This is a genomic window from Aliikangiella coralliicola, assembly GCF_007004725.1.
Classification (GTDB): domain Bacteria; phylum Pseudomonadota; class Gammaproteobacteria; order Enterobacterales; family Kangiellaceae; genus Aliikangiella; species Aliikangiella coralliicola.
Genome location: NZ_ML660162.1, coordinates 199,320 through 222,333 on the forward strand (window position 1 = coordinate 199,320; position 23,014 = coordinate 222,333).

At 37.3% G+C, this 23,014-nt stretch carries 36 protein-coding genes; 2 read left to right on the forward strand and 34 right to left on the reverse strand.

Going from position 1 to position 23,014, the window contains the following annotated elements:
* Positions 1-644: 644 nt before the first annotated feature.
* The 24 genes from FLL46_RS06935 to FLL46_RS07040 all read right to left on the reverse strand — a co-directional run bounded on the left by FLL46_RS06935 (position 645) and on the right by FLL46_RS07040 (position 15,589).
* Positions 645-1,391, reverse strand: a complete 747-nt coding sequence (locus FLL46_RS06935; protein ID WP_142892764.1) for a hypothetical protein — start codon at positions 1,389-1,391, stop codon at positions 645-647.
* Positions 1,392-1,429: 38 nt separating this feature from the next.
* Positions 1,430-1,651 carry a hypothetical protein gene (locus FLL46_RS06940; protein ID WP_142892765.1) on the reverse strand — a complete coding sequence of 74 codons (222 nt, stop codon included), beginning with the start codon at positions 1,649-1,651 and terminating at the stop codon, positions 1,430-1,432.
* A gap of 792 nt (positions 1,652-2,443) precedes the next feature.
* Positions 2,444-2,806: a VOC family protein gene (locus FLL46_RS06945; protein WP_142892766.1), complete on the reverse strand. Its 363-nt coding sequence runs from the start codon at positions 2,804-2,806 to the stop codon at positions 2,444-2,446.
* A gap of 134 nt (positions 2,807-2,940) precedes the next feature.
* Complete coding sequence (locus tag FLL46_RS06950; RefSeq protein ID WP_210418617.1) at positions 2,941-3,936, reverse strand: alpha/beta hydrolase; 996 nt, start codon at positions 3,934-3,936, stop codon at positions 2,941-2,943.
* A 620-nt stretch (positions 3,937-4,556) separates the two neighbouring features.
* Positions 4,557-4,907 (reverse strand): hypothetical protein, encoded by a 351-nt coding sequence (locus tag FLL46_RS06955; RefSeq protein WP_142892768.1) that lies wholly within the window; start codon positions 4,905-4,907, stop codon positions 4,557-4,559.
* 76 nt (positions 4,908-4,983) lie between these two features.
* Positions 4,984-5,370: a hypothetical protein gene (locus tag FLL46_RS06960; RefSeq protein WP_142892769.1), complete on the reverse strand. Its 387-nt coding sequence runs from the start codon at positions 5,368-5,370 to the stop codon at positions 4,984-4,986.
* Between the two features lie 653 nt (positions 5,371-6,023).
* Positions 6,024-6,626 (reverse strand): SMI1/KNR4 family protein, encoded by a 603-nt coding sequence (locus tag FLL46_RS06965; protein ID WP_168204078.1) that lies wholly within the window; start codon positions 6,624-6,626, stop codon positions 6,024-6,026.
* Between the two features lie 261 nt (positions 6,627-6,887).
* Positions 6,888-7,388 (reverse strand): hypothetical protein, encoded by a 501-nt coding sequence (locus FLL46_RS06970; RefSeq protein ID WP_142892771.1) that lies wholly within the window; start codon positions 7,386-7,388, stop codon positions 6,888-6,890.
* Between the two features lie 216 nt (positions 7,389-7,604).
* Positions 7,605-7,823, reverse strand: coding sequence for a hypothetical protein (locus FLL46_RS06975; protein WP_142892772.1), 219 nt, complete (start codon positions 7,821-7,823; stop codon positions 7,605-7,607).
* 85 nt (positions 7,824-7,908) lie between these two features.
* Positions 7,909-8,277, reverse strand: a complete 369-nt coding sequence (locus FLL46_RS06980) for a GFA family protein (RefSeq protein ID WP_142892773.1) — start codon at positions 8,275-8,277, stop codon at positions 7,909-7,911.
* 61 nt (positions 8,278-8,338) lie between these two features.
* The gene (locus FLL46_RS06985; protein WP_142892774.1) at positions 8,339-8,737 is read right to left on the reverse strand and encodes a hypothetical protein; all 399 of its coding nucleotides are present in this window, start codon (positions 8,735-8,737) and stop codon (positions 8,339-8,341) included.
* Between the two features lie 70 nt (positions 8,738-8,807).
* A complete protein-coding gene (locus tag FLL46_RS06990) occupies positions 8,808-9,227 on the reverse strand; it encodes a hypothetical protein (RefSeq protein ID WP_142892775.1) in 420 nt (139 codons plus the stop codon).
* Positions 9,228-9,274: 47 nt separating this feature from the next.
* Positions 9,275-9,634, reverse strand: coding sequence for a hypothetical protein (locus tag FLL46_RS06995; RefSeq protein ID WP_142892776.1), 360 nt, complete (start codon positions 9,632-9,634; stop codon positions 9,275-9,277).
* Positions 9,635-9,998: 364 nt separating this feature from the next.
* Positions 9,999-10,439 carry a hypothetical protein gene (locus FLL46_RS07000; protein ID WP_142892777.1) on the reverse strand — a complete coding sequence of 147 codons (441 nt, stop codon included), beginning with the start codon at positions 10,437-10,439 and terminating at the stop codon, positions 9,999-10,001.
* A 56-nt stretch (positions 10,440-10,495) separates the two neighbouring features.
* Positions 10,496-11,236 carry a hypothetical protein gene (locus FLL46_RS07005; RefSeq protein WP_142892778.1) on the reverse strand — a complete coding sequence of 247 codons (741 nt, stop codon included), beginning with the start codon at positions 11,234-11,236 and terminating at the stop codon, positions 10,496-10,498.
* Positions 11,237-11,328: 92 nt separating this feature from the next.
* On the reverse strand, positions 11,329-11,742 hold the full coding sequence (locus FLL46_RS07010) for a YciI family protein (protein WP_142892779.1): 414 nt from the start codon (positions 11,740-11,742) through the stop codon (positions 11,329-11,331).
* A 179-nt stretch (positions 11,743-11,921) separates the two neighbouring features.
* The gene (locus tag FLL46_RS07015; RefSeq protein ID WP_142892780.1) at positions 11,922-12,419 is read right to left on the reverse strand and encodes a barstar family protein; all 498 of its coding nucleotides are present in this window, start codon (positions 12,417-12,419) and stop codon (positions 11,922-11,924) included.
* Between the two features lie 78 nt (positions 12,420-12,497).
* Complete coding sequence (locus FLL46_RS07020; protein WP_142892781.1) at positions 12,498-12,923, reverse strand: hypothetical protein; 426 nt, start codon at positions 12,921-12,923, stop codon at positions 12,498-12,500.
* A gap of 68 nt (positions 12,924-12,991) precedes the next feature.
* On the reverse strand, positions 12,992-13,321 hold the full coding sequence (locus tag FLL46_RS07025) for a hypothetical protein (protein ID WP_142892782.1): 330 nt from the start codon (positions 13,319-13,321) through the stop codon (positions 12,992-12,994).
* A 164-nt stretch (positions 13,322-13,485) separates the two neighbouring features.
* Positions 13,486-13,659: a hypothetical protein gene (locus FLL46_RS26925; protein ID WP_168204079.1), complete on the reverse strand. Its 174-nt coding sequence runs from the start codon at positions 13,657-13,659 to the stop codon at positions 13,486-13,488.
* 228 nt (positions 13,660-13,887) lie between these two features.
* Positions 13,888-14,454, reverse strand: coding sequence for a hypothetical protein (locus FLL46_RS07030; protein WP_142892783.1), 567 nt, complete (start codon positions 14,452-14,454; stop codon positions 13,888-13,890).
* Between the two features lie 67 nt (positions 14,455-14,521).
* On the reverse strand, positions 14,522-14,647 hold the full coding sequence (locus tag FLL46_RS27815) for a hypothetical protein (RefSeq protein ID WP_281281948.1): 126 nt from the start codon (positions 14,645-14,647) through the stop codon (positions 14,522-14,524).
* Between the two features lie 109 nt (positions 14,648-14,756).
* Positions 14,757-15,152, reverse strand: a complete 396-nt coding sequence (locus tag FLL46_RS07035) for a VOC family protein (protein WP_142892784.1) — start codon at positions 15,150-15,152, stop codon at positions 14,757-14,759.
* Between the two features lie 29 nt (positions 15,153-15,181).
* Positions 15,182-15,589, reverse strand: a complete 408-nt coding sequence (locus FLL46_RS07040) for a helix-turn-helix domain-containing protein (protein ID WP_142892785.1) — start codon at positions 15,587-15,589, stop codon at positions 15,182-15,184.
* Positions 15,590-16,144: 555 nt separating this feature from the next.
* Here FLL46_RS07040 and FLL46_RS27820 point away from each other — a divergent pair.
* Together FLL46_RS27820 and FLL46_RS07045 are read left to right on the forward strand one after the other, a co-directional pair.
* Entirely contained in the window at positions 16,145-16,267 is a 123-nt protein-coding gene (locus tag FLL46_RS27820; protein ID WP_281281949.1) for a hypothetical protein, read from the forward strand.
* A gap of 573 nt (positions 16,268-16,840) precedes the next feature.
* A complete protein-coding gene (locus tag FLL46_RS07045; protein ID WP_142892786.1) occupies positions 16,841-17,299 on the forward strand; it encodes a hypothetical protein in 459 nt (152 codons plus the stop codon).
* 153 nt (positions 17,300-17,452) lie between these two features.
* Here FLL46_RS07045 and FLL46_RS07050 read toward each other — a convergent pair whose 3' ends face one another.
* The 10 genes from FLL46_RS07050 to FLL46_RS07095 all read right to left on the reverse strand — a co-directional run bounded on the left by FLL46_RS07050 (position 17,453) and on the right by FLL46_RS07095 (position 23,008).
* On the reverse strand, positions 17,453-17,848 hold the full coding sequence (locus FLL46_RS07050) for a toxin-antitoxin system YwqK family antitoxin (protein WP_142892787.1): 396 nt from the start codon (positions 17,846-17,848) through the stop codon (positions 17,453-17,455).
* A gap of 102 nt (positions 17,849-17,950) precedes the next feature.
* A complete protein-coding gene (locus FLL46_RS07055; protein WP_142892788.1) occupies positions 17,951-18,280 on the reverse strand; it encodes a hypothetical protein in 330 nt (109 codons plus the stop codon).
* A gap of 60 nt (positions 18,281-18,340) precedes the next feature.
* On the reverse strand, positions 18,341-18,622 hold the full coding sequence (locus FLL46_RS07060; RefSeq protein ID WP_142892789.1) for a hypothetical protein: 282 nt from the start codon (positions 18,620-18,622) through the stop codon (positions 18,341-18,343).
* A gap of 328 nt (positions 18,623-18,950) precedes the next feature.
* Positions 18,951-19,715 (reverse strand): hypothetical protein, encoded by a 765-nt coding sequence (locus tag FLL46_RS07065; RefSeq protein WP_142892790.1) that lies wholly within the window; start codon positions 19,713-19,715, stop codon positions 18,951-18,953.
* A 317-nt stretch (positions 19,716-20,032) separates the two neighbouring features.
* A complete protein-coding gene (locus tag FLL46_RS07070) occupies positions 20,033-20,482 on the reverse strand; it encodes a hypothetical protein (protein WP_142892791.1) in 450 nt (149 codons plus the stop codon).
* 72 nt (positions 20,483-20,554) lie between these two features.
* Positions 20,555-20,938 carry a lysozyme inhibitor LprI family protein gene (locus FLL46_RS07075; RefSeq protein WP_142892792.1) on the reverse strand — a complete coding sequence of 128 codons (384 nt, stop codon included), beginning with the start codon at positions 20,936-20,938 and terminating at the stop codon, positions 20,555-20,557.
* Between the two features lie 69 nt (positions 20,939-21,007).
* Entirely contained in the window at positions 21,008-21,370 is a 363-nt protein-coding gene (locus tag FLL46_RS07080) for a VOC family protein (protein ID WP_142892793.1), read from the reverse strand.
* Between the two features lie 81 nt (positions 21,371-21,451).
* Entirely contained in the window at positions 21,452-21,898 is a 447-nt protein-coding gene (locus tag FLL46_RS07085) for a DUF6678 family protein (RefSeq protein WP_142892794.1), read from the reverse strand.
* Between the two features lie 106 nt (positions 21,899-22,004).
* A complete protein-coding gene (locus FLL46_RS07090; protein ID WP_142892795.1) occupies positions 22,005-22,445 on the reverse strand; it encodes a hypothetical protein in 441 nt (146 codons plus the stop codon).
* Between the two features lie 308 nt (positions 22,446-22,753).
* On the reverse strand, positions 22,754-23,008 hold the full coding sequence (locus FLL46_RS07095; protein WP_142892796.1) for a hypothetical protein: 255 nt from the start codon (positions 23,006-23,008) through the stop codon (positions 22,754-22,756).
* Positions 23,009-23,014: the final 6 nt, after the last annotated feature.

Sequence of the window (23,014 nt, forward strand, 5' to 3'; positions counted from 1 at the left end):
AGCGTTTTAAGTTGTTTTAATGAACATGGAACATAACACTAGGCGCTCAGCTGCAAACTAATAGCTTATAAACGAATTCTACCTCCACTAACAATTTTGTCAGTTTTAAGATCTTATAAGGGAACCGAAATGGAGAAAAATATCTTTAGTTAAATTCGATATTAGGTTAATCGACCGCAAAACCTTCAAGAGATTGACCATAAATTCAAAAAATTAAACTCTCCGCTAACCTCGAAAACTTTTGTTGGGTTTCGCAAGCTCAACCCAACCTACACTACTTATGATTTCGTATTGGAAATAATCACTCCTGTCATCTCGACCGCAGTGGAGAGATCTCCCAAAGATATTGATCATTTACATGTCAAGATAAACCTTTTTAGGAGCGCCTTTTTTAGTTTAGTTTCACAGATGCCTAGAACAAAGCGAAAGTCTGATGGAGATCTCTCCACTGCGGTCGAGATGACAGAATCCTAAGCCCTCAAACGTGGACTTCAGATTCGTCCTTTAATTTATTGCTCCGTAGGTTGGGTAGACGAAGGAAACCCAACATCATTCTCAATTTAACCAAAGATTCAAAAAATTAAAATCTCCGCTAAACTCGAACGCCTTTGTTGGGTTTCGCGAGCCCAACCCAACCTACACTACTACCAACTCTGAGTAATTGGTGTATACATAGATGCATCTTTCTTATCGCCTCGTGCAAACATGTAGGTCAACGAAGGACTCTCATCATTTTCGTGACGTGGTAACCACTCAAACGCTCCTTGACCTCCTTCGAACCCATTTTCAGGATTAAATACATCAGGTATTCCTTGAGTCCAATCGTGGTTAGCATCGAAATTGTCGAATACTGCGACACAAACATCACTTCCACATTCAACTCGGTTGAACTCGTATCCAGTTGAGCCTGATTGATTAGCTAAAAAATAATCTTGGTGTTTAACTTTATGTTCGATCGCTCCTTGATCTGATCCTGCTTTAACTGAAAGTTCGTCCAGAAGGGAGTTAAGCTCTTGATAACTTTTGCCTTCGATTGCTCTCACGTTGATACCAATTCCATCTTCTTCGGAAACAGAAATGCCGAAAGTTTCTTCTTCGAATTTGCTTCCGTCATATTTAAGTCGCTCGCCAGAAATTTCGACTTGAGATTCGCCACTATCATTATTATCGAGAGAGCTCGAAATTTTTCTGGCTTCCACAACAGATTTTTCTTCGATATTTTCAGATTGTTTGTGGTGTTCCTTTACTGTGTCAGACTTATCCTTGATGGCTAGTTCGCTTTTTGATTTATGTGCTTTTGGTTCACTACCTTTAGAATCATTAAAAAAGATGTTATTGACTATTAATGCTGTAACAACACCCAGTATAAAAACTAATATTGTTTTTTTCATAATCGCCTCTGGAAAAAGGCGGCAGATGCCGCCTAAGCTTATTTAAAGTCGCAGATTGGACGGCCTGGAGATTTCGGAAGCTTTTGCACCCAACCTCCTCGCGAATCTTTAATCTTCACACCACTTGGTGTTATTTTTATCACGCATTGGTTCTGACACATCCAAAGATCTTTGCCTACACAAACAAATTGAGAAGCAAACACATTGGTTGAAATTAATAGTGCCATCACTACTGAAAATGATTGTATTACTTTCTTCATTTTTTCTCCATTATCTATTTTTTCACTAGGTGAAATGGTTAAGTTTTTTTGTATAAAACTGGCCATACGACAAAACAGGACTAATAAAAAATCTCGTTTTACTGGCCAGAAACACCGAAATGTTTTTTCTGCCAGCGAAAGAAAAGTTCCTGCTTAAGTTCCGCGCCAACTGGTGCATGGCACAAAGTCAGGCGTACAAAGATCCCCAGTTCTCAAACTGGGTTATGACTGTTTGTTATGTTGGAGATAAGTGACGGCAGCCTTAGGAAATAGGCACGCACAAGCCTACGCCTGAGCCGTCAAACTCAAGTAACAAACAGCCTGAAACTTAAACAAGAATTTAAAGCAGGAATTTTTTCTTGAGAAAACAATAGGTTAAAAATAGATAACGACTTTCCAAATTGAGAAAGTGTTTGAGAAACTGGGGTCGCACTGTTAGCTGCGACGTTATATAATGCCGAAACGTCATTGTTGGTCTCCTGGTGTGAGATTAACATTGACCAGTCTACGACTGAGGGCTGCAACCCTCGACCGAAGATGGCCGCTAACTATACTTTGATAGTCACTGGTTGGCGGTTTCTTAACAAAACTCGCTGTTTAGAAATGCTCGAAAACCTTCCTAAACCAGCAGCGAGTTTGCAGATACTTTCCAACCGCTAGCCTTAAAAGACTACCATATTTTTAAAATTAAAATAGAATTTTTCCGAATTTATTTTGAGATAATTTTTAAGATTTTTTCGTTTTTATTTTTTGTGTGTACGATGTTATGACATTGTATATTTTGAGTTAAATTTATTTAGAAAAAACGATTTTATTTTTATCTAAATCTCTCACATATGCAGAAAAACGAAGCCCCCGTTGATTTGGCTCACCCTCACAGGTGCCACCTAATTCAATCGCCTTTTTATGCAGTCTTTTTACTTCGTCTGTAGTTCCAACACTAAAACCAACCATGGTTCCATTTCCATTAGTTGCAGGTTCCTCATTAAAGGGGATAGCTACTGCAAATGCGGAGTCTTCATCTTCACCCTGCCAGAATATCATTCTTTCAGTTGAAAAAACTTGATTAAATTCTGTTTGCTCAAAAAGTGAATCATAGAATTTGGTCGAAGCTTCCAAGTTGTTTGTGCCGACAACAAAATAGTTCATTTTCATTATTTAATCTCTCCTACTGAATTGTAGGCAGATTGTAAGCTCACGCTGCTGACAGCACTATGTCAGTAGTGTTTTGTGTCTTATAATTAGATGGGCATTCAGCAAATTAGACAGACAATTAATAGTCGTTCAACCTATTGTTGTAAGAAAATCATTTCATACAACCAACTCTCGATTACCTTTGTATCTTCTGTGCTAAAAGCGATTAAACTAGGATGATTTCTTCCATTAAACTCGATAAGCTGGACATTATCACCGCTTAATGAAGAAAAGTAGTTAGACGGTGATACAGAATCCTTATCAGAAGTAACCACAAGCAACGGCTTTTTCGAATTTTTGATTTTATGAATAATATCTGTATCGGATAGCGTTACCCCAGCATCATTCATGGCACTCTCCACTATGTCATTTAGCATCCTCTGCGAAATAAACTGACTGATCGTTGGTAATTTATAAGGAAGGTATTTTTCCGATGCTTTGTCAAAGCGAAGCATCGGAGCCAGTAAAATTGCGCCTTGGACATCCTGACTCTCTTGTAGCAGGTTTATTGCTGCGAGTGCCCCCATAGAATGACCGACAACGATAATCGGTGCCTCTATCTGCTGGTTACTTTTTAGGTTGTTGATCAGAGCTGAAAACGACTTATGTTCTTTAGTGGCAAACTTAAATTCCTCATCGGATGCACCATGTCCAAACAAATCAGGCAATATTGTTTTCATCCCTAATGCCCGAAAATAAAACGCCGTTACCATCATTGCTTCTTTAGAGCCGCCATAACCATGTAAAAGAATTGCGGTCCCTTTAGCTCGACCAAAAGTATCTGGTGTCATGCGGTGGGAAATCGAGCTCTCTACGTCGCCGGATTGTGTGTGAAGGTTATAATAGACAGTTTGATCTTTACTAAATTTCTCGGCAGAGTAGGCTGACGCGAATAAATACGGAATACACTTTTCACCGTTTAAATCACAAAACTTCCTGTTTTCAAACCCCAAATCTGTTGGCGAAGCATCAATTAACTCAGCCTCTGACAAATAATTGTTTGGATTGGATAAAATGTGAGAACCAAGAGACGTACATCCAGGCAATAAAATTCCGCCCAAAAAAACGAGTATTAATCTTCTTAAAATCAAAATTTTTCCTTACTTTACAACATATGAATACTAAGCATTCAAAAATCAGGTATCAAAACTAAGTATTCAAAAATTAAGGCTCTGCTCTTATATGATTATTTTATAATACTTCTTCACTGAATGTCTTCCAATATAAGCTTGTTATAATAACTTTCATCAGCTCATCAGCGTTGTTCCACTTAAGTCCGTGATAAGAACTCCAAAACTTTAATAGATTGTCTGCTTATTAGTTATTGATTTCGACAAAATAGACCTGACTCGTTTTTTTCATAATGCAATTGGTTCAAGTGATCTTCTTAACCCTATAAGATAAATGTGGCTGGCAATTTTGCTCACATTCTGCCTAAAACGGCCGTTTGGACGAGCTACAATCGGCTGTCATTTTGATTAGTCTATAAGTTTAAAGGTTTACTCTTCTGTCAAAATCAATGTTTTAGCCAACCATTCGAATCTTTGTCTAAATGGAACACTGTATCTTTTATTTGCCAAGCCTTTCCTTTTTGTCCGTAAAAACCACTACACCATAAAAATACGATGAGTTACTAACTAAGCCAAAAACTTTAACAGACTGTCTGATTATTATTTTTCGATTTAAAACCTAAGGTTATATTTTGTTTTATTCACTGTAAAACCATCTGAAAAGTATATTTTTTTAAACTAAATAAATTAGTAGTTCTTTCTATAACTTTAACTCTATCGCCAATTTTAACAACAGTAGCTCTAGGCACTCTTATTCTCTTGGTTTTTAAAGAGTCCAACTGAACAATAATATAAAACCGCTCATTATCTTCACTAGCCTCACTATAAATATGAGTAACAGGCACTTCAATAATCATGGTTTCACCAGTTGAATAGGCTACTGCTGCAATGATTAAAAGCGCTCCAATCGCCGTATATATTGAGTAGCGTCGAAAACTTTTATGCCACTCTTCGCGAAGTAACTTTTCCAGTTGTTTTTTTGTGTCGATCATATTTGTTTATTTCGTATGGTATCAAGCGCTACCGAAAAGTAGCGAAGCGCTGTTTGCTGTCGAATACCACAACCAGTTAGTTGCCATATGCATCCATCCTTGAAATGGTGAATGCAATGCTTTCGCCTATAACCCTTTGATCACGAGTATCAACAGGTGCTTCAAACTCGGCAAATCCAACATCAACCATTACTTCAGGAGTAATTCGGTTTACAACACCGTACACTCTATAGCTCCAGCCTGTTAGATGCTCTAGTTCTTTTTTACCGTCAGGGTTTCCAGAAAACATAGACTCCCATGATTCTTCCTCATAATATAGTCCAGCGGTCAGCTCCACCTCGATCTCTTCACCAGAGCTGTATCGCTCTCCACCGAACTCATCCATGGCATAAATCCTCATACCAGCTATTTCTAGCTCTGCCTGAAGATAATCACCTTCTGTTTTTATAAATGTGGCTTTCATAATTTGGGACAACTAACGCTTTACTAAAAGGCAGAAAAAACTCTACTAGGCTCCCTTCTTATTATTTTCCACACACCAAACTATAAAATATATGTAAACATCAAAATAAAAAATAAAATTGGAGAGCTTACTAGATAAAATAGAACTCCATACTGAATATTATTCCTGCCTTCGTAATGTTCTTCAAAGTATAACTTGGTGATATTTGTATTATCATTTGCGTCACAGTAAATAGCTATAAACACGCATGTAGCTATATAGCAAACAAAAATGTATAACCCACTAGTCTCAGAATTGAGTATCCAATCGAGTAGCCTACTTGCCATTTCAAATTGAACAATATTCTCAAAAAAAATAAGAACGGAAGCTAAGTTGAGGAAAATTGCAATTGACAGAAGTGCAGAAGCTGTACCTAAGGCGGCTCCTTCACTATCCCCCTTTCTGAGCTGATAGTCAAGAATTAGGTAGTGAGCCACTCTGAGTATAGAAATATTTCTATTTTCTTTCATTCGCTACTATTCGAATTCATTCTGTTTAAGATTATTTTAAATAAGTCAATAACTCAAATCCGAAATTTTAACAAACTGTCTGCTTATTAGTTTAACACCAGGCTAATCTGCATCGCCAGGTGTCAAATTGAACCCTTTGTTAGACTATTGCCCCATCATTTCTTTAGCCAAAGCCGATGGGTAATATAAATCTGTATAATAAAAACTTCCGGTTTCGCTGCTGTATTCAACATCTACGCCTTCTTTTAGTTTACTAATACAAATATCTATAAAGTCGCTCAATGAGCTTGCATAAACAAACTTGTCTTCGTCATCTATACCAAAGTTTATAACTTGACCAGCGATTCCCGATTCATCGGGGTCAAAGTCCAACCCTATAAAGCCTCTACCACCATAAAATAGAGGTATCCACTTAGAGTTAGCGTAAGCGAGTTTAATATGAGATTTTGGAAAGGACGAACACATATCCCACTCGCCCTTTAACTGCTCAATTAGTGGCTCTTCTCTCTTTATCGAGCGTTTAATTTCATCAATCGATAGGAGAAGAAGGCCGAATAAGATGGGCTTCTCTTTTTCTATTTGGCCATCTGAAAATTTATAAATGTCATGCATTTCTTTTGGTAAAGTAACATTCAGACTCTTTTCTAAAAGACTAAGCTCTCCACCTTTAATGCCAACATTGAGGACTTTTTTGAAACTAGGAAATTTGGCTTCGACTATTTTTACGTATTCTTCCCATTTAGACATAATCATTCCCCTGGCCTAATGCTTGTTTCATTATTAATTGAGAGTTCGCGAAAAACTATTTAATGCAAACTCTTGTTATACACTGATACATACCTCTAGCTCATATATAAAACTTTAACAGACTGTCTGTTAATTTTTACCCACTGGATTTCTATCAAGCTCTTCAATTTCAAGATATTCTCTCTTTGTTCCAATTTTCATCTGATGACAGCTAACGCTCACATCAGATAAGCTTATCTTGGTACACTTTCCTTGTTCTTGTTAATACGATCCAACGACTTCTTCTTTACCAATTTTAACCGTCCCATCTTTGTTAGTAGTTATTAGTTCCCAATATTTTTCAGACTTTTGGATCCGTTGCCTACGATCTTGATATTCCCCTTCACTAAATGTGTAGGTCACTTTTGGGTCTTCATACCAATCTGGGTACACATCAAAATCGACGTCTTCAAGATAATTGAAGCTAATAAAGTGATAACATTTTACGGGATTGAGCGAACACCCACCTGTAAATTTGACCGTGTGCAATTGAATAGATGATAGTCCTTCAAAGTGCTTCTTACCTACCAGAATCTCTTTTCCATTAATAGTAAGCTTCATTGTCTCAAGCTTTCCAGTTTCTCTATTTACTTCAAGAAACACTTTTCCTTGGTCAGTTTCAAAAGAGACATTGTTCCAAAGATAAATGACATCCGGGCTAGCGAAACAGCAGGATGAGAACAAGAACAACAGAAGTGCCAATTTAGCTATTGATAGCTTCATAGTATTAACATTGTGATATGCAGGCGCTAAGAACCGTATAACATAATTTATTCATTCTCTACATTCTGCCACATTCTTTCTGGAAAATAAAAACTTAAGCCGCAAGGGGGTCAAATGAACTTAGAACTTACTCATCATAACAAAACAGACAGTCCTCTCTTCAATTTCATCTGCCCCCATTTATTCGAATCACCTTACTTCGGATTCACTGTATGGTTATGATTTTTCACTTTCTTTATGTTTCTTAACGATTTGCGACACTTCAGAAATCGTAAATAGTACCAAGACAATGATCATACCGGTTACTTCATGATCCCAAACCAATGCTTTATCCATAAAATACTTAGCTACATATTTTCCAAAGAGCAAACCTATTAACAGGCCACTCATCATGAGTATCTTGGACCGTATCTTTTTCTTCAAATCTATATCCATCAGAGAACCTCGATTACATCTTTAAGTGATAACGCTTTTAGCAAATGGCAAAGCCGCTCTTTAATTTGCTCCTTGCCTAAATGTATTAACTGTTTACTAACCAGCATACGCTAGATGCCTGGTATATATTTTTAATTTTACTTGGGTTATATGGAGTATCTAACGTCGCTATCGCTATTGAAACCCAACTAGGAAATTTCTTACTACTACTCCATTCAATACTCGAACCACAATTGCTACAAAATTTACGAACAACACTTTCAGATGAGTTGTAAGACGCGAGTACTTCACTGCCTGAAATATATGAGAGGTCGCTCTTTGGTAAACTTGCATAAGTTGCAAATGCAGCTCCATGTTGTTTTTGACACATATTACAGTGGCAATGTGATACGGCTTTTGGCTCAGAGTGTAACTCGTAAGAAACCTTGCCACATAAGCAGCTACCTTTGTACATTATTTCTCCTGACAGTTAACGCTTATTAATTCTTGAGACGTTTTTTACGCCAAATCAAATTCTAATTTTTGTTAAGTATTTTTATTCTTACCAATTCCGGCTTCGACTTGGAGATAACACTAACACACTCGTTCAACCCAACAATTAAGTACTCCTGATAGAAACCACAATCAACAGAGATGAAATCTTTTCTTTTTGACTCCAATTCAGACCAACCACCGGACTCAACACTATAAAACCAGCCTTTCCGAAGATCATATTCTCTCCACCAAAAAGACAAGTCACCTTCATCTAAAACTCGAAAGCCAACAATATCATCAAATATTATGGTGATATCAATATCAGCATCAAAAATTCCAACTTGAACAGATAATTTCTCTAAATCATAATGTATGTCGATGACTTCTGCCTTATTTCCTAAAAAAGGAAGGTCATCAAATGGCTTCGCAATTAACTTCATAGTTCTATCAACGCTCAATTCAAAAGTCCAGCTTAGTTTAAGCTAGATACTTCGTAATTTCTTATTTTGGCTATTTTGAATAAGCATAAAGGATCCCGCTATCATCATCTGTACTCAACTCAAAATTACCAATTGAATTTAGTTCATCGAGGAAACTATTAAACCTACTTTCGTCTCGATATTTTTCTCCAGTTTTCGATTTCATCATAATCTGATAGCGCGGAAATTTAATGGCGTAGATTTCTCGAAATTGAATAGGTCCATGAATAGTACAATCCATAGTTCGGTCTTCGACATATCCTCCTATAGGAAAAATATTCTCAGACATGAATTCCTCTTCACGAACGAATGCAAATTGAATAGGGATTTCTAATTTTCCTGCAGCATCCAGCACTTTTTTCCATTTAGTATTGCTCATTAGAGCGCCGCTATAGTTCTCGATAGCGGCATTGATTCTGCGCAGATTCTCATTCATGTCATTCATTGCCATAACATTCGCAGCTGGTGAGCGTACTTTGCTTCACATACATGTTCTTGTTACATTCCTTTGTGAAAGAAATCATATACTTCATTTTGATTTCCGATGAAATAATCATATGTTTCAAACGCCCAATTCTTTCCTCCTTCTTGCCTTAAGACTTCGTCTCGCGATAGAAAGTGAAGCTCCTGGGTGTTCGTTTCCTTCCAAGGAGAATCACACTGGTCTTTTAAGTAAGCAGTAACCCCATTTTCGCCAGCAACTGAATGAATTAAAACAGCACAATCAATTTCATAAGGCTCCCAAGGTCCAGTATGTAGCATCAACCACATATTTGCCCCAGCTCCATCATCCATTAAATATGCTCTAAAGTAAGTCAACATCGACTCTGCTTCAATTGAGCCTATAAGTAGCGGCACTTTCCTGTTGCATCTACAAGGGCAGTCCACTTCTTTTCGTTTATCGAGTTTTATCATTTTGATATGTAATATTGTGATAACGCTCCCTAAGAAGCGTATATCATGATTTATTCATTTTCGAGTAAGAAGATCAGATCAACTTGAAACCTACTCATCTTAAAACAGACAGTCCTCTTTTCAAGTTCATCTAAACCCATTCACTTTTATGCTAACGCCAAATTAAAACGCACATTTTTCGCGTCGATTCCAATGATTGGTTAAGAGTCTATTTAGTCAAATTCTGTTTCAATTTTTTCATTGGACTATTGTGGGCAGACTGTCTGCTAGTTTTTTAGCTCAAACTAACCTACATACTTGATAGACATTACACCGTCTCATCCTCTAATATCACGATTGCCACGATTTTTTCATTACGAAGCAATACAAAACCTTTTTGATAATGTACCGAAAAATTAACTTCAAACTCTCTAATTTTATCACCCGACTTATACATATTTAAAAGACACTTAGCGTGCTTGATGTGAAAGCCGTTGTCATAGCGCCGGAGAACATTGGCATATTCATCATCATTCTTTCGGCTCCAATCATTTGGTATTTTCCAGTCTAGCGCTTTTCGTTTTGCTTTAATATCGTATTCGAGCAAAGTGACAATTGCTTGTTCTAGAGTTTGCTCTTTACCAAACCTATAGTCACTAACTTTATAAGCTCTCAGTTGATCTAGAGGTAAACAAATATCATTATTGTCCTCTGCACTTAATGAGAAACTGATAAATAGTATGCTTAGTGAAAGTACAAGTTTATACATTTGAGTCCTAGCGCTTATTTAAATTATGAGTTTGTGGGTTGACCCTCTGTTAGTTTTTAGTCCGAATGGGCCTTCTTTTCATTATTAGGAATAAATACATCGGTAACATTTATAAAAATGCTTGAATCACAATTTGAGTAAGGCGCTGAGCCTGCAGATAAGTTTAACATTTTCGCGCCTTCGCCAAATGGATAATAAGTATAATTTCTGCTTCTTGCTAAAACTTCTTCGTTTTCTAACATACTAGTTTCACGAAGATACAGTCGCTTTTTAACTAGCGGAGTTCTCGTGTAGTCAAATACATAAGGATTCGAAATACTATTAATTATTTTCTTTTCGGAACAAGCCAAATAGCACTCACTCTCTTCGTGCTTTTGTGGCTTTGAAGAACATTGTTCACTACATGATGAGTCCGTCCAAGACTTGCCTCTTGAAAACCTGAATAAACCTTTAACAGCTCCTGGTTCATTATCTTCTTTGGGTGCAAAAGTACACTCAATTCCTTTGTAAAAATTCAAATAATTAAGACCGCGTTCGCAACTTGATGCACGACCAAGATAGAGATAGTCTACCGCCTTTGTTTCAAAAATTTCTTTCCTATCATTAGCCTCACACAAAGCCTGGAACTGATGGTAACTAGGATACAACTTATGACCAATAAAAAACCAAGTAGGAAATAAAATTACCAGACTCCAGTAAATAGCCAAACCCAACTTATTTTTCTTAAACTTCCTACTACCAGCTACAACAATACAAATATACAATCCAGCAATTAAAAGAAGCCCTAACCCTATCATTTAGTATTCCCCTTCGGCAGACTGTCTACTTATAAAATTTTAACGGACTGTTTGCATATTATTTTATCGTGATAGTCTTTTATATTTTTTATCTACTCTTTCGATCTAGACTGCACCAGGCCGGGATAAAAAACATTAAACGTATGCACTTCGTATTTGAATGTGCCTGCAGACATCGACGGGTCCTTCTCCATAAAAGCTTTGACTTCCTCCGGCGAGTTCGCAGAGAAAATAATGAGTCCGATGTCAGAATATCTTGCCCCCATAACAATATGGCCCGCCTCACGCAGTTTTTTCAAATTTGTCGAGTGCTCTTTAAAAAAAGCTTGTTCATTAGGTGCCTTCGAGCTATCCCAATTTGGGCCGACTTTGATTTCTACAGCGAATAATTTCAACTTTGCTTCGGTTCCAGAGGAAGCACTCGAAGACAAGGGCGAAGCCTCCAGCTTAGAGCACGCAAACACGATAATACAGATCGTCACAAGTAACTGAATAGAAATTCGCATATTTTCTCCTGGAAAGCTGATGTTCTGATGTCTAACATTGTAGTAGTTTATATTAGATGGGCACTCGACCAATTGCTATTCTCTCGTAAAAATAGCAGTTCTTCATTAAAAAAATTTAACAGACTATCTGCTTATTAGTCCAGTGAAACAATATTCCAAAACAGAAACTTGTTAGCCCACTAATCGTACAGTTTAATAGGGACATTACTATCATTAAATACTCTCTCAATGGCCTTGAAATAAGACGCCCCCTTTAAATCCATTTCATCGAAAACACCAATCTCTATTAAATCATCATAGGTACAGTCTACATCATCAAAACATCGTAATTTATTTTCAAAGCACATTCTTGCCCAAGCGACATCATTTAACGACTTTTCAACTCCCTCTCCGTTGATAATATGGACTTCAAAAGGTCGAGTGACTCCAAAGCCACCGCCAATGCAATCATTTAACGAATCTAAACAAGTTCCAAAATACCCGTTCTCTCCATTAATAGCTTCACCTAATGATAAATAAAAACTTGGAATATCTTCAATGTAAAGTCCATCCAAAAAGAACTCTTTGCCAGTTTGCTCCTTTTTTGTTGCTCTATCATTCGAGCAAAACAGGATTCGATTTTTATGTAGTTGTAAGTATTTTTCGTGATGGTTTAGTTTTGACCAAGTAGGTTTCATTCAATATCTACCCCTGATTCTATATAGTATTAGCGCCGCAAGCAGAATTGCGTTTTTTGTATATTCAATCTTGACTGGTTATATTTTTTTAATTTTATCTTTTATTTCGGCTAAAGCCGTTCTCAAATGAAACCGCATCTTTGTCTTATCGATGAAAAATGAATAAGCTTCAGAGTTATGTTCGTTTAGGAAAACTAAGTAGGGAATATCCTTGCCAGGCTCAACGTCAATGTCATCGCCCCACTCGTACTCTAACTCTGAAATATCAATAACCACACCACGAATCCAATACTCAGGATGATCTAATATTTCACCTACTCTCCAGCTTATAAATTTTGCATCAGCAGCACCATCAGAACCATAGCCATATTTACCAGATATTTTGATAAGAGCACCAACACTATTTTTTTCTTTCCAAAGTTGGAAGGTCACTTTTATTTCACTTATATCCACGCTTCCTTCAGAAAGCTTACTTAAGTCAAAATCTTTTCTGATTGGATGCATAATGTCTTAAATATAATGCTCGGTTGTGCGGCAGAGAAGGAGTTTGATATCGCGACTCCAACCGCTTGTTATGATTTTGCTGCACGATTAAGTTCTATAATAAACATTTCGACTTTAGATATATAATGTTGCAATTCATCCTCTGGCAGTGACTTTAACTCTTTAAGTAATCTCAGAATATATTCACCGTCAAACTTCTTATTTTCTGATCGGAAATATCCTTCTACAGCTGAATAAACAACGGGAATCACTTCTTTACCTTTGTTAATAACTGATGGGTTTCGAATATTGGGTTGCCCTTGACGAACTAAGTCGATCCATTTTTCAACTAATTCGCCCAAGCCTCTTCTTTTAAATGCTTCTATTTGACCCGGTTTGAAACCATTATTAATTTTCATGTAGCAAGGCACGCACAAGCCTTTACATCTAATTTTCGTTGTCTCTAAGATGCATGCATTACAAGAATCGCAGTTGGTTCTGTCTTGAGTCATAGGAAGTTTCTAATCATAACGCTTATTTAAATTGTGAGGCGTATTTTGCACCAAATCCGCTTCTAATCTTGTTATAGCTCTATAGTTTCAATCTCAATTTGCCAAGTCGAACCATCAAATTTTTCCTTGAAATCACTCACATCGAAATACTCTAAAGATTCTATAGTCCAATTTCCAGTTTTAGTAATTTCTTCTTTTAATTCAGAGAGTGCCGCTTCTCTTGCTTTGACGTCTGCATCTCTCAAAGATTTCAACTCCTCCAATGATGGCTGAATTCCAGATGGCTTTAATATAATTCTAAACTCCGGTTCAGGGTGAACAATTGACGCTGATACTTTCCTAAATCTTACTCATTATTGCTATGACGCCTTGCTAACAGGCTAAGTATGGTTGGCTAGAATAAGCGACGAAGGAGCAAAAGCCAATGATATTTTGTCCTTGTTAAATAGCTTGTTAGGCATACCTAAACTAGATTACGGGTAACTAACATACTTTCTAAGTAATTTGGGACATAAGAATTTATTATATTCGTTATTAAGTAAGCCTTTTGGTTGAATTGAAGGATAAATCATTGCGTGGTCTGCGAAATATGCTGCTTGTTTCAATAATTTCTGAGTAGAAATTACTCCTATATCTTTATTTCGAAGTTCGTTTACGAGATCTAACGAATCACGTTCTACATCTTTGACCCAAGTATTAATTTTTTCTAGTTCAGGAGGATCTTCAAAACAATACGCAGCACCTTCAACATGCCAACTATACTCACTTACACGGTCCCATTGAATCTTGCCCTCTACAAATTTTTCAGCGAGCTCTATTCCTTTCCGACTTTCCTCTTGAGTTAATAATGGCCATATTTTTCGACACGACGATAGATAAAACTTATAGAGAGGCATTTCAACGCTTAAATAAGCCATCCAATCTTCAGTATTTGGGTATATCTCAAATTTTTTGGCAGTAGAAACATAAGGCTCTTGTGTCCAAAGATATTCAATCATCAGTGGAGCACTTTTACATTGGAACCATTCGTCTTTAGTCATAAGTTTGATGTATATTCCTAACGCTTCGCTAAGAAGCGCTGTTGTTATCGGCGTCTTTCTTCGGCGCCTAATTTGAGTTTTCTTGTATAAAATCGACAATATACTTTGCTTCATTCTCAGATTCGTCGATAGACGCGCCATAACTCGACAAGTGCATTTCATTATCAGGAAATTCATCAAATAACTCCAACATCTTAAGTAGACACTCTGCCAATTGAAAGCCAACGATTTAATTTGTGAGAGAATGAATATAGGTTGAGTGTCTATTTATCAGTTTTTCTAGCTATCAGTTTTATAATTTATTAAATCTTTTCTACCAGTTGAATATTATTACCACATGTATCGTAAAACACTGCTACTTTTACAGTTCCCATTTCCATTGGCTCCATACTGAATTCGACTCCAAGTTTAGAAAGTCGATCATACTCGATTTGAACGTCTTCAACATCAAATTGAGTATACGGTATTCCGGCCTCTAATAGTGCCTCTTGATAAACTTTAGATGGTTCAAAATGCAAAGGAGCTGGTTCCAACAAGATTTCAGGACCGTCTTGTGCTTCCTTTGAAACAAGAGTCAACCATCGATTACCTCCTTCCAAAGGCAAATCAAGTTTTTTAATAAATCCCAACTTTTCGGTATAGAACTTTAAAGCTTTCTCCTGATCTCTAACAGGTATGCTGATTATTGATATTTTCATTCATTTCGCCTTTAAGATTAAAAAATTCATCATATATGATTAGAATTTAGTTTACTTCTCGAAAGTTGCTCTTTTTGATACTGCTTAGGTGATATTCCTATTTTCTCTTTGAATAATACGCTAAACGATCCCAAACTTTTAAAGCCAACAGCAAAGCATGTTTGAGTCACGGAAGTTCCAGCTCTTAAAAACTCCTTCGATTTCTCAATTCTCTTATCAATTAAATATTGCTTGGGCGTAAGACCAAAATATCTCTTGAATAATCGTAGTAAATAGTACTTAGAAATAAACCGATGAAATGAAAGCATGTCCAAATTTAAATCAGAATCATAATTTGCATCGATTAATTTCTTAATTCCAATTACTAAGTCAAGTTGCTGCTGATTAGAATAAACCTGTTTTCTAATTCTACGCAGCTCCGTTTCATAAAATGTCATAGTTTCACTTAGTTTCAATAGGTTATTCGCTCTAACTAATTTTTTATCATTATCAATTCTTCTTCGCTAAGCTTGAATTCGAACTATTTTTCTATCGCCTTGATTTTCATTCTAACCCTATTTACTCAAGTCGATTAAACCTTATTATATCTCGCATAAAAGAGATGTGCATTGCGAGAGTCTCTCATCTTTGCGGGGAGACTGTCCTTTAGTTTTAGACTCAATTAAATAAAATTATTCCCCTGAAAAACGGAAAAGGCAAAACGCTGCAACGCTTTGCCTTTTGAGATGCCATCGAATTTTTACTGGCAAGAGGAAAAATACGATGTATACACCAAGACTAGTCAAACATGGGCTTATAAGCAAATACGAGCAGTCTAGTTTTAGCAACAAACGGAGCCCAGTTCAGCACATTTTTATGAACAAGACTACGCTTAGGTTAGGTGCAAGAGGAAAATAAACCGAGCTGTCGAAGTTGCTTTGAACCGAAAAAACGCTGCAACGTTCTTTTGGGTATGCTTCTAGACAGCTCCTAACACGATGAGGATATAACTTATGGAATCCGCTATCAACGCTTTGAATACCTTGGTAACGACCTGTGCACAACACCCGGTCGGTGCAGCCCTCGCAATAGGGCTTCTGGCCGCCAGTGCTTATCTTTGTTATTTATTGCTTTAATTGAAGTCGAACAGGTATCCTTTTTATGGCTGTGAAAGCCTGTATCACTTTCACATTGGTGAAGAGTGACAGGCTAGCCCAGTATTTCTAGGAAACCAAACAGATTTTATATCCATTGGGACCCGTTCGCAGAGGTAAATCAGCTGAGGCAGAAGTTTTCTGTCTGACCAAGTGATGAAGAAACTTAGATAGGGGCTAAGCAGGTAATATCAAAATGTATCTGAGTGTCTTCATGTATTTAACGCTAGAGTGATTTGGGAACATCTTAAGTGAACACAACATCTTAAGTGGACACTCAGCCAATTAAAATTTTAACAAATTGTCTGCTTATCAGTTTTTGATGTTTTTGTTCACTGCCTTGATTTTTTTCAACTAAATAAGCTAACCCGTTTAGTTTTCAAATTGATTATACAAACCACTGAGTCCTGCACTATTAACAATCTTTTTGAATGTGAATACGCTAATATAAGTTCAGGGGCTTCAATTTCCCTTTGAGAGTGTGGGTTTTGTTAGTTAAAAACTCCCCTCCCAATATACTAATGCTTACCTCGTCCAGGAACAGGTTTATTTCTTATGAGTGAATCTAAAAATGCCAGTGAGTCTGATACCCCCGCGCTTTATGACAAGGTGCATCAACTGGCGTTAGAGATGATTAAATCTTCGGAAACTAACGATTTGCAAGCGATGTGGCTGGCATATAATAGTTTAAATCAACTCTGCAAAGATAATGAATACTCTGGCGTAGACCATCCTTTTCAGTGGGAGATTTTGGCCGACTTTACTAATGATCCTAAAACGGCCATTCGACTCTACCACAACGCCCTTAAATTGGCGCTTAAAGCTGACTTTCGCGAGTACGTTGCTTCTATTCTTATCTCCCTGGCTGAAAATTATCTCGAGCTCGGAGAGCGAGTACTTGCCTGGAAAGAGGCGCTGGCAGCAGATCAAGTGGCACGCGAAACAAAAAATCTTCGATTGAGGACGGAAATTAGTGAGTTTCTACTAGAGATGAGCGCCAGCTCGAAGGATTAAGTTTTGGTCCGATTGTATGAGCCAGGGCACCTTGATTGATTTTGACAAAATAGAGCTGACCGTTTTTTTCATAATGTAATTGGGTCAAGTGATCTACCTCGCTCTGAAAAGTTTACGTTCCAGGCGTTAATCAATTCATTGAGCGTATCTCCGTTACTTGAAAGTTTGCGTCTTTAGCAGCTCGCCCGCCTCATCGTAAACTTTCCAAGTGCCCTTCTTCTTTCCATGTTCAAAGCGACCTTCGTCCCAGAGTTGGCCATTGGGGTGGTATCGTTTCCATGCGCCGTGCTTCTGCTCTTCATCGTCGAAGCCACCCGTCCCCCGTGGTTCGCCAGTCTTGTAGAACCATTTCCACCGACCAACAATCTTTCCGTCCTTAAAGCTCCCAGAGGACTGCATCTGGCCATTATTGAGAAAGTATTTCCACTTTCCTGATTTCTTTCCGTTGTCGAATTCCCCCTGACAAGAAACAAGGCCGTTCTTGAAGAATAGCTTAAAGGGGCCATTCTTAGGATTGCCGTCTTCATCGATCCCTGGAATGTCTTTCATTAAGTCGCGCTCCTGGTTGAATTAACTGTTAGAGTGGAGAGAAATTGCCACACAGTGAACTGAAATTTTATCAGATGGTTTGCTTATTAGTTTATTCATAATTTAAATACACCAGCAAGAAAAACAATCATCGCTAAGCTCGTTTAGAAGACTTTCTATTTTCTCGAAGTCTTCTTTGTTTGAAGTAATTTGGCCTGTTAACACCTTGTACAAGAGCTTAATATTGTGATTGGCTAGTTTACGCTTATCTTGCGGAAGAAGTTCGTCTGCTAGTAATCCTAACTCTCCCAACTTCAGACGATTCTTACTAAATAAATCATCTCGTTTTTCGCCTTCAAATTCAACAATACCAGCGAAGGAGTTCTGAAGCTCCTCAATTAAGCAGCAAGCATCCAATATCTTTCGTGCTCCTGGCTGGTCTAAATCTAGCACTCGATCTCTCCTAAACGTAACGCTCAACTCAAAAATTCAGGTTATACGACTTTAATTGAATCATTCGGTAAAAATATGAATTAACAAAGCGAGGATTCCCATAAGAAGTAAAAGTGAAATACCGTACTTATGCGTTTCCTTTCGGTGATAATTGCCTTGGTCATTAAGTTGAGAACTCGAAAACAGAGAAAATAAACTCCATTTGTTCTTATCATGCATGTTCTTATACATTCCAATCATATTATCTGCAGTCTTAAAACCAATATAAAAAACAAACAAGACAAATGGCATTCCTATCGCAACTCTTACTTCTCCGCTAAGAGACGCTAACCACTCAAGCACTTCTCACTCTCCTATTGTTCGTGTAACGCTCAATTCAAAAGTTCACGCGTAATTTAACCTCAAATATTGCAACGTATGGTTATATTTTTACTCGTATTCAGATTCGTAAACATCCCACTCTGCTAGTTCGTCATCCCTGCGAGCTTGCCAACCGACTTTCAACTCAGCAAAATCACTAATAAACGGAAACTCCGAGTAGAGGCAGCCCAGTTTCCCATCTTCTCAAGAAACACCTTATGTAGACACTCTGTCGATTGAAAGCTAACACTTTAATTCGTGAGAGAATAAATAGGTAGAGTGTCTAGCTACTATCGATTATTTTTTCATTTCACTGAAGCATCCTATGATTAAACCTGAAGATATGCTCCTCATCATTAAGTATGATTTTTATCAATATCTCGTGCGGCACCTTAAGATTGTCTAATTCATCTATCACGATGTAGCCTCCTTGAGTTTGCTGCGGTAAGACTGTATTTCTTTTTAATATCGTACTGCTTAAGTTATTGAGTGCCATTTCTGCGTTGTTTCTAATGTTTGCCATCTCCGTTTGAGTCTGAGCGTTATTAGCGGCTTGGGCTTGTTGTACGGCCGCATAGTTATAAGAATATCCAGAGTAACTACTATTGATAGTCCCTAGATTTTGTCCGTAAGAATTATTGACTGTGCTGTTTACTGCTCCTGTATGATAAGTAGTACCAGCTTGTTGCGCCTGCATACTGCGGCTCATTGAGTTTAAAGCAGCTCCAATAGCAGCCCACATCTGGTTTGATTTTATCTCTGCTACTAATTCTTCATAGGTAAACACTTTATGCTCAAAGCCATCTACCGTCACTCGAACATTTTCTACGGAAAAATCATAGGGAGTATCTGTACCATTTAACACACTGACAACAAAGCGAGGTCTTTGATTAGATTGGTATTGATTAAAAGCTGGCCTTACAGCTACCAAAGAGTTCTTAGCGGACAAAATGGTTTGTATGCCTTCTTTATATATTTGTTCTTGCCCTTCATAGGGTTGGGGGGACAACAAAAGAGTAGAAGAACAACCTAACTGAAACAGTAAGAGAAGCGCTAGAATTATACTTTTTTTCATTATTTGAACATCCTTGAATAATTGTACTTAGACACTAACAGTATAACAAATTAATCTTAGACCTTTTGCCTGATAGTTAATTTAGATTTTGTAATCTATCTAATGGCGGTTCAAGTGATCTGAACCTCTTGATCTAAAAGGAAAGTATTTTCCGAACGTACGTCCCTTTTTTAGGCTAAACAAATTAATCAGACATTCAACTGATAGCTATTCTCTAAAAAATTAAGGAGACACTCTATCAATTAAAACTTTAACAGACTGTCTGCTTGTTATTTTATGCTTGTCGACATACCTTTCTCGTAAACCTTAAAGCTTAGCTAATTTGATAGCGTTTTTTGTGCTTCTATTTTCAGTGCCTGGTTAGGCGCAGCAACTTTAAGTGGGTGATGTGGGTTATCTTTAAGGAAAATTTCAACATCACTCAATTTCGCCGGGAGTTTAGGTCCGTCATGCATGCCGCTACCGAAGAATCGAAAGCCTTCGGCATAAAGAAGTTGCACCTTTCTCCATTGCTTTAAGTCAGACTTTTTTGGTGCAGTAAAACTTCTCCCCATCCGATATACAATTCTACCGCAATCAGGACAGATATTTCTTTCGTCCTCAGGTTTATCTGGTTGCTTGAAGCTCTTACAGCAAGAAAAACAAGCGTGGGCTATCAAATATTCAGGCCCACGATTATAAGCAGGAGGTTCAGGAGGTGTAATAACACGAGTGCCTGTTTCCTTCCGTAGTTCCATGCGTCGATACTTTTCTTCGTTCACTGCCATTTCTTAACTCGCCTAATGTCGAGCGCAGCCGCAAAATTGCGCAGCGCTTTTTTTGTCGAATGCCGCGTCTGGTTAAATACCTTCAGCCTCTGTGACATAATATTTATTGATAAAATATATCCTTTGTTTTGTCAGTTCAATTTTACACTGCATCCATTTTACATTTTTCACTGAGCCGTAGCGCCATAAGTCATAAATGGAATCACAATCAGACTTAAGGCTTTCTTTCCATTTATTTTGAGCGTTATTAAACCCGCGGATAAAAAGTTTATCTTCGGCACGCTCTCTCTGAATCATCTCCAAAACAGAATTTAAATCGTCCTTAGCAGCTTCTAGTTTTTTTGCAAGACATTCCAATGTTGCTTTAAGAGCTCCCATTTTACATGTCTCGTTGCCCGTATCTGCGCTTGCGAAAGGCGAAATTAACAAGATTGTGAAGTATATAATTCCCTTCATGTGCGTAACGCCTAAACAAGTTGAGCAGTGCCTTTCACTGCTTCAATCTTCGTTGCCTTGTTATGCATTCTAACGGATGCAACCATGACTCGCACCGATCGAAATTGCGTTTCCAGACGGATCTTTAATATCAATAAATTCTGCTATCAAATTTGGTTCTTTCTTAAACTCGACACCATACTCTTTAAGCCTACCAAGTAGCTCAATTTTAGTATTTTCTTCGTGCAGAATAGTGAAAGATGATTTCACATGTGAAACACTTTCGAAGACTCTCAAATGGTCTTCCGAACCAACTTCGAGTAAATCAATAATTAGCTCAGGTCCGGATTCGCAAATTAGCCGATTATAGCTCCCAGAAAAAAGACCTATCTTCTTAGAATAGAAGTCCAGTGTTTCTCGAAAGTTGTTAACTGATAGTTTTAGGTAAATCAAACATTGTTCCTTGATAGTGCATAACGCTTTTGTAATTCTAGTGAGCCTGCGAACGTTAAATTTACAAACATGTTACGTACTTTATTTGTAGCCATATAGTCTGAGATTGGAATCACTAGACTCAAGTTCAAACATTCCAATATTACTTATGATTTTACATATTGCTTGAATATCTTGAGCTACCTGTCTAGTTCCAGACTTTATATTATCAGGATTTACTACGACTTCAGCCTCGGCAGGAAAGTCGACCCACTCGATTTCTTTATAGTCATAGAATCCCTTAGGATATCCGCTGATCATCGCTTCCATGTTAGTGTCATAAAAATCATGACAATATCCAGCGTATCTAATTCTAAAGTCTCTAAGTTCATCGTCCCAAACTAATTTAACTTTGCTCTCTAGTACTAAATCTGAATCAGATAAAGCATTTAAGAGTTTCACCCACTTAGTATTATTCATAAGATGACCATCAAAGCCCATAATAATACTGTCAGTTTTAGCTCTCTCAAAATCTAAAGGGTTACTCATACTTCTAGTTCCGCACATAAAGCTTGCCTGAGTTTACGAGGCACGAGTTGAACTCCTGACTCTGGTTATTCAAAATACTCAAATGTCTAAAATTAAGACTGTACAACTATTCACCTCTTAGCAATTTAAACATATTGGGTATTTCGCTTTCATAAATATTATCTCTCAGATCCTTAATCTGCTTATTACACATAGCTTTTTGTTCTTCTGAACTCATACGATTGAATTGAATAATACGTCTTTCGTAAACCTTCTTATTTAAAGCCACTAATTCATCCATTTCTTTTTTAGGCACTTCTTCAAAGTAAGAAGCATAGTTAGATAAAGATTTTTCATGTCTTTCATTCCATAAATCTATCGAATCTGCAAAGCTATTTGATAGGTCTGGATGGTACTTATCACACATAAATACGTAAACTTTAAACTTCATTATTAATGTATACATCATTCCAAAAGCTTCGTCTTTATTATGCGCATCGTGTATAGAAGGCTCTTTTGCCGTAGCATTACCCGCAATCAAGCATAAAATTAATATTACAGTTTTCAATTTAATGCTGCCCTTTATTCGCGTATAACAGCTGATTGCATTCAATAAATCGCATTTTAACTCAAACAATAGTTTAGATTTTACTGAATTATTTAAGGATATCTGATACTTACTCAACTTAGCTTTTAAGTCAATGCCGGATTAATGCGACTTTACTGCGTTTAAATCCTGACGCACTTTTTAACATCCCTTTAAATTAACCTGTCCTTTGCTCTGCAGATCTATAGTTTTCGATCGGTGACACCTTTTGGTAGACTGTCCAATTTTACAGACTGTCTGCTGAAATTTTAATGAGTTCTCTCAAATTACTACCAAAGTTCATCTTCTAATTCGTAACTCGTTTTCAGTCCATGTTCTGCATAATATGCAACATGCTTATCTGCTTCGGACTTTGAACGAACCGCTACAAGGAGCCCACCAGTCTTAATTCTCTTTTTCGCAGTCTGAAGCGAATCAGTAAACTCTTCTTGCACAAAGTTTAAAATATCTTTTACCCTGCCGCTAATACTCACAGTTCTTAACACGTATTGTTTTCCTTCAGGAGCTAACCCGATCTTTTCCATTTGATG

Bases quoted from the DNA above. Each gene is read 5' to 3' on its own strand.
- FLL46_RS06935 (WP_142892764.1), bottom strand. From the start codon at position 1,391: ATGAAAAAAACAATATTAGTTTTTATACTGGGTGTTGTTACAGCATTA.
- FLL46_RS06940 (WP_142892765.1), bottom strand. From the start codon at position 1,651: ATGAAGAAAGTAATACAATCATTTTCAGTAGTGATGGCACTATTAATT.
- FLL46_RS06945 (WP_142892766.1), bottom strand. From the start codon at position 2,806: ATGAAAATGAACTATTTTGTTGTCGGCACAAACAACTTGGAAGCTTCG.
- FLL46_RS06955 (WP_142892768.1), bottom strand. From the start codon at position 4,907: ATGATCGACACAAAAAAACAACTGGAAAAGTTACTTCGCGAAGAGTGG.
- FLL46_RS06960 (WP_142892769.1), bottom strand. From the start codon at position 5,370: ATGAAAGCCACATTTATAAAAACAGAAGGTGATTATCTTCAGGCAGAG.
- FLL46_RS06965 (WP_168204078.1), bottom strand. From the start codon at position 6,626: ATGTCTAAATGGGAAGAATACGTAAAAATAGTCGAAGCCAAATTTCCT.
- FLL46_RS06970 (WP_142892771.1), bottom strand. From the start codon at position 7,388: ATGAAGCTATCAATAGCTAAATTGGCACTTCTGTTGTTCTTGTTCTCA.
- FLL46_RS06975 (WP_142892772.1), bottom strand. From the start codon at position 7,823: ATGGATATAGATTTGAAGAAAAAGATACGGTCCAAGATACTCATGATG.
- FLL46_RS06980 (WP_142892773.1), bottom strand. From the start codon at position 8,277: ATGTACAAAGGTAGCTGCTTATGTGGCAAGGTTTCTTACGAGTTACAC.
- FLL46_RS06985 (WP_142892774.1), bottom strand. From the start codon at position 8,737: ATGAAGTTAATTGCGAAGCCATTTGATGACCTTCCTTTTTTAGGAAAT.
- FLL46_RS06990 (WP_142892775.1), bottom strand. From the start codon at position 9,227: ATGGCAATGAATGACATGAATGAGAATCTGCGCAGAATCAATGCCGCT.
- FLL46_RS07000 (WP_142892777.1), bottom strand. From the start codon at position 10,439: ATGTATAAACTTGTACTTTCACTAAGCATACTATTTATCAGTTTCTCA.
- FLL46_RS07005 (WP_142892778.1), bottom strand. From the start codon at position 11,236: ATGATAGGGTTAGGGCTTCTTTTAATTGCTGGATTGTATATTTGTATT.
- FLL46_RS07010 (WP_142892779.1), bottom strand. From the start codon at position 11,742: ATGCGAATTTCTATTCAGTTACTTGTGACGATCTGTATTATCGTGTTT.
- FLL46_RS07015 (WP_142892780.1), bottom strand. From the start codon at position 12,419: ATGAAACCTACTTGGTCAAAACTAAACCATCACGAAAAATACTTACAA.
- FLL46_RS07020 (WP_142892781.1), bottom strand. From the start codon at position 12,923: ATGCATCCAATCAGAAAAGATTTTGACTTAAGTAAGCTTTCTGAAGGA.
- FLL46_RS07025 (WP_142892782.1), bottom strand. From the start codon at position 13,321: ATGAAAATTAATAATGGTTTCAAACCGGGTCAAATAGAAGCATTTAAA.
- FLL46_RS07030 (WP_142892783.1), bottom strand. From the start codon at position 14,454: ATGACTAAAGACGAATGGTTCCAATGTAAAAGTGCTCCACTGATGATT.
- FLL46_RS27815 (WP_281281948.1), bottom strand. From the start codon at position 14,647: ATGTTGGAGTTATTTGATGAATTTCCTGATAATGAAATGCACTTGTCG.
- FLL46_RS07035 (WP_142892784.1), bottom strand. From the start codon at position 15,152: ATGAAAATATCAATAATCAGCATACCTGTTAGAGATCAGGAGAAAGCT.
- FLL46_RS07040 (WP_142892785.1), bottom strand. From the start codon at position 15,589: ATGACATTTTATGAAACGGAGCTGCGTAGAATTAGAAAACAGGTTTAT.
- FLL46_RS27820 (WP_281281949.1), top strand. From the start codon at position 16,145: ATGGAATCCGCTATCAACGCTTTGAATACCTTGGTAACGACCTGTGCA.
- FLL46_RS07045 (WP_142892786.1), top strand. From the start codon at position 16,841: ATGAGTGAATCTAAAAATGCCAGTGAGTCTGATACCCCCGCGCTTTAT.
- FLL46_RS07050 (WP_142892787.1), bottom strand. From the start codon at position 17,848: ATGAAAGACATTCCAGGGATCGATGAAGACGGCAATCCTAAGAATGGC.
- FLL46_RS07065 (WP_142892790.1), bottom strand. From the start codon at position 19,715: ATGAAAAAAAGTATAATTCTAGCGCTTCTCTTACTGTTTCAGTTAGGT.
- FLL46_RS07070 (WP_142892791.1), bottom strand. From the start codon at position 20,482: ATGGCAGTGAACGAAGAAAAGTATCGACGCATGGAACTACGGAAGGAA.
- FLL46_RS07075 (WP_142892792.1), bottom strand. From the start codon at position 20,938: ATGAAGGGAATTATATACTTCACAATCTTGTTAATTTCGCCTTTCGCA.
- FLL46_RS07085 (WP_142892794.1), bottom strand. From the start codon at position 21,898: ATGAGTAACCCTTTAGATTTTGAGAGAGCTAAAACTGACAGTATTATT.
- FLL46_RS07095 (WP_142892796.1), bottom strand. From the start codon at position 23,008: ATGGAAAAGATCGGGTTAGCTCCTGAAGGAAAACAATACGTGTTAAGA.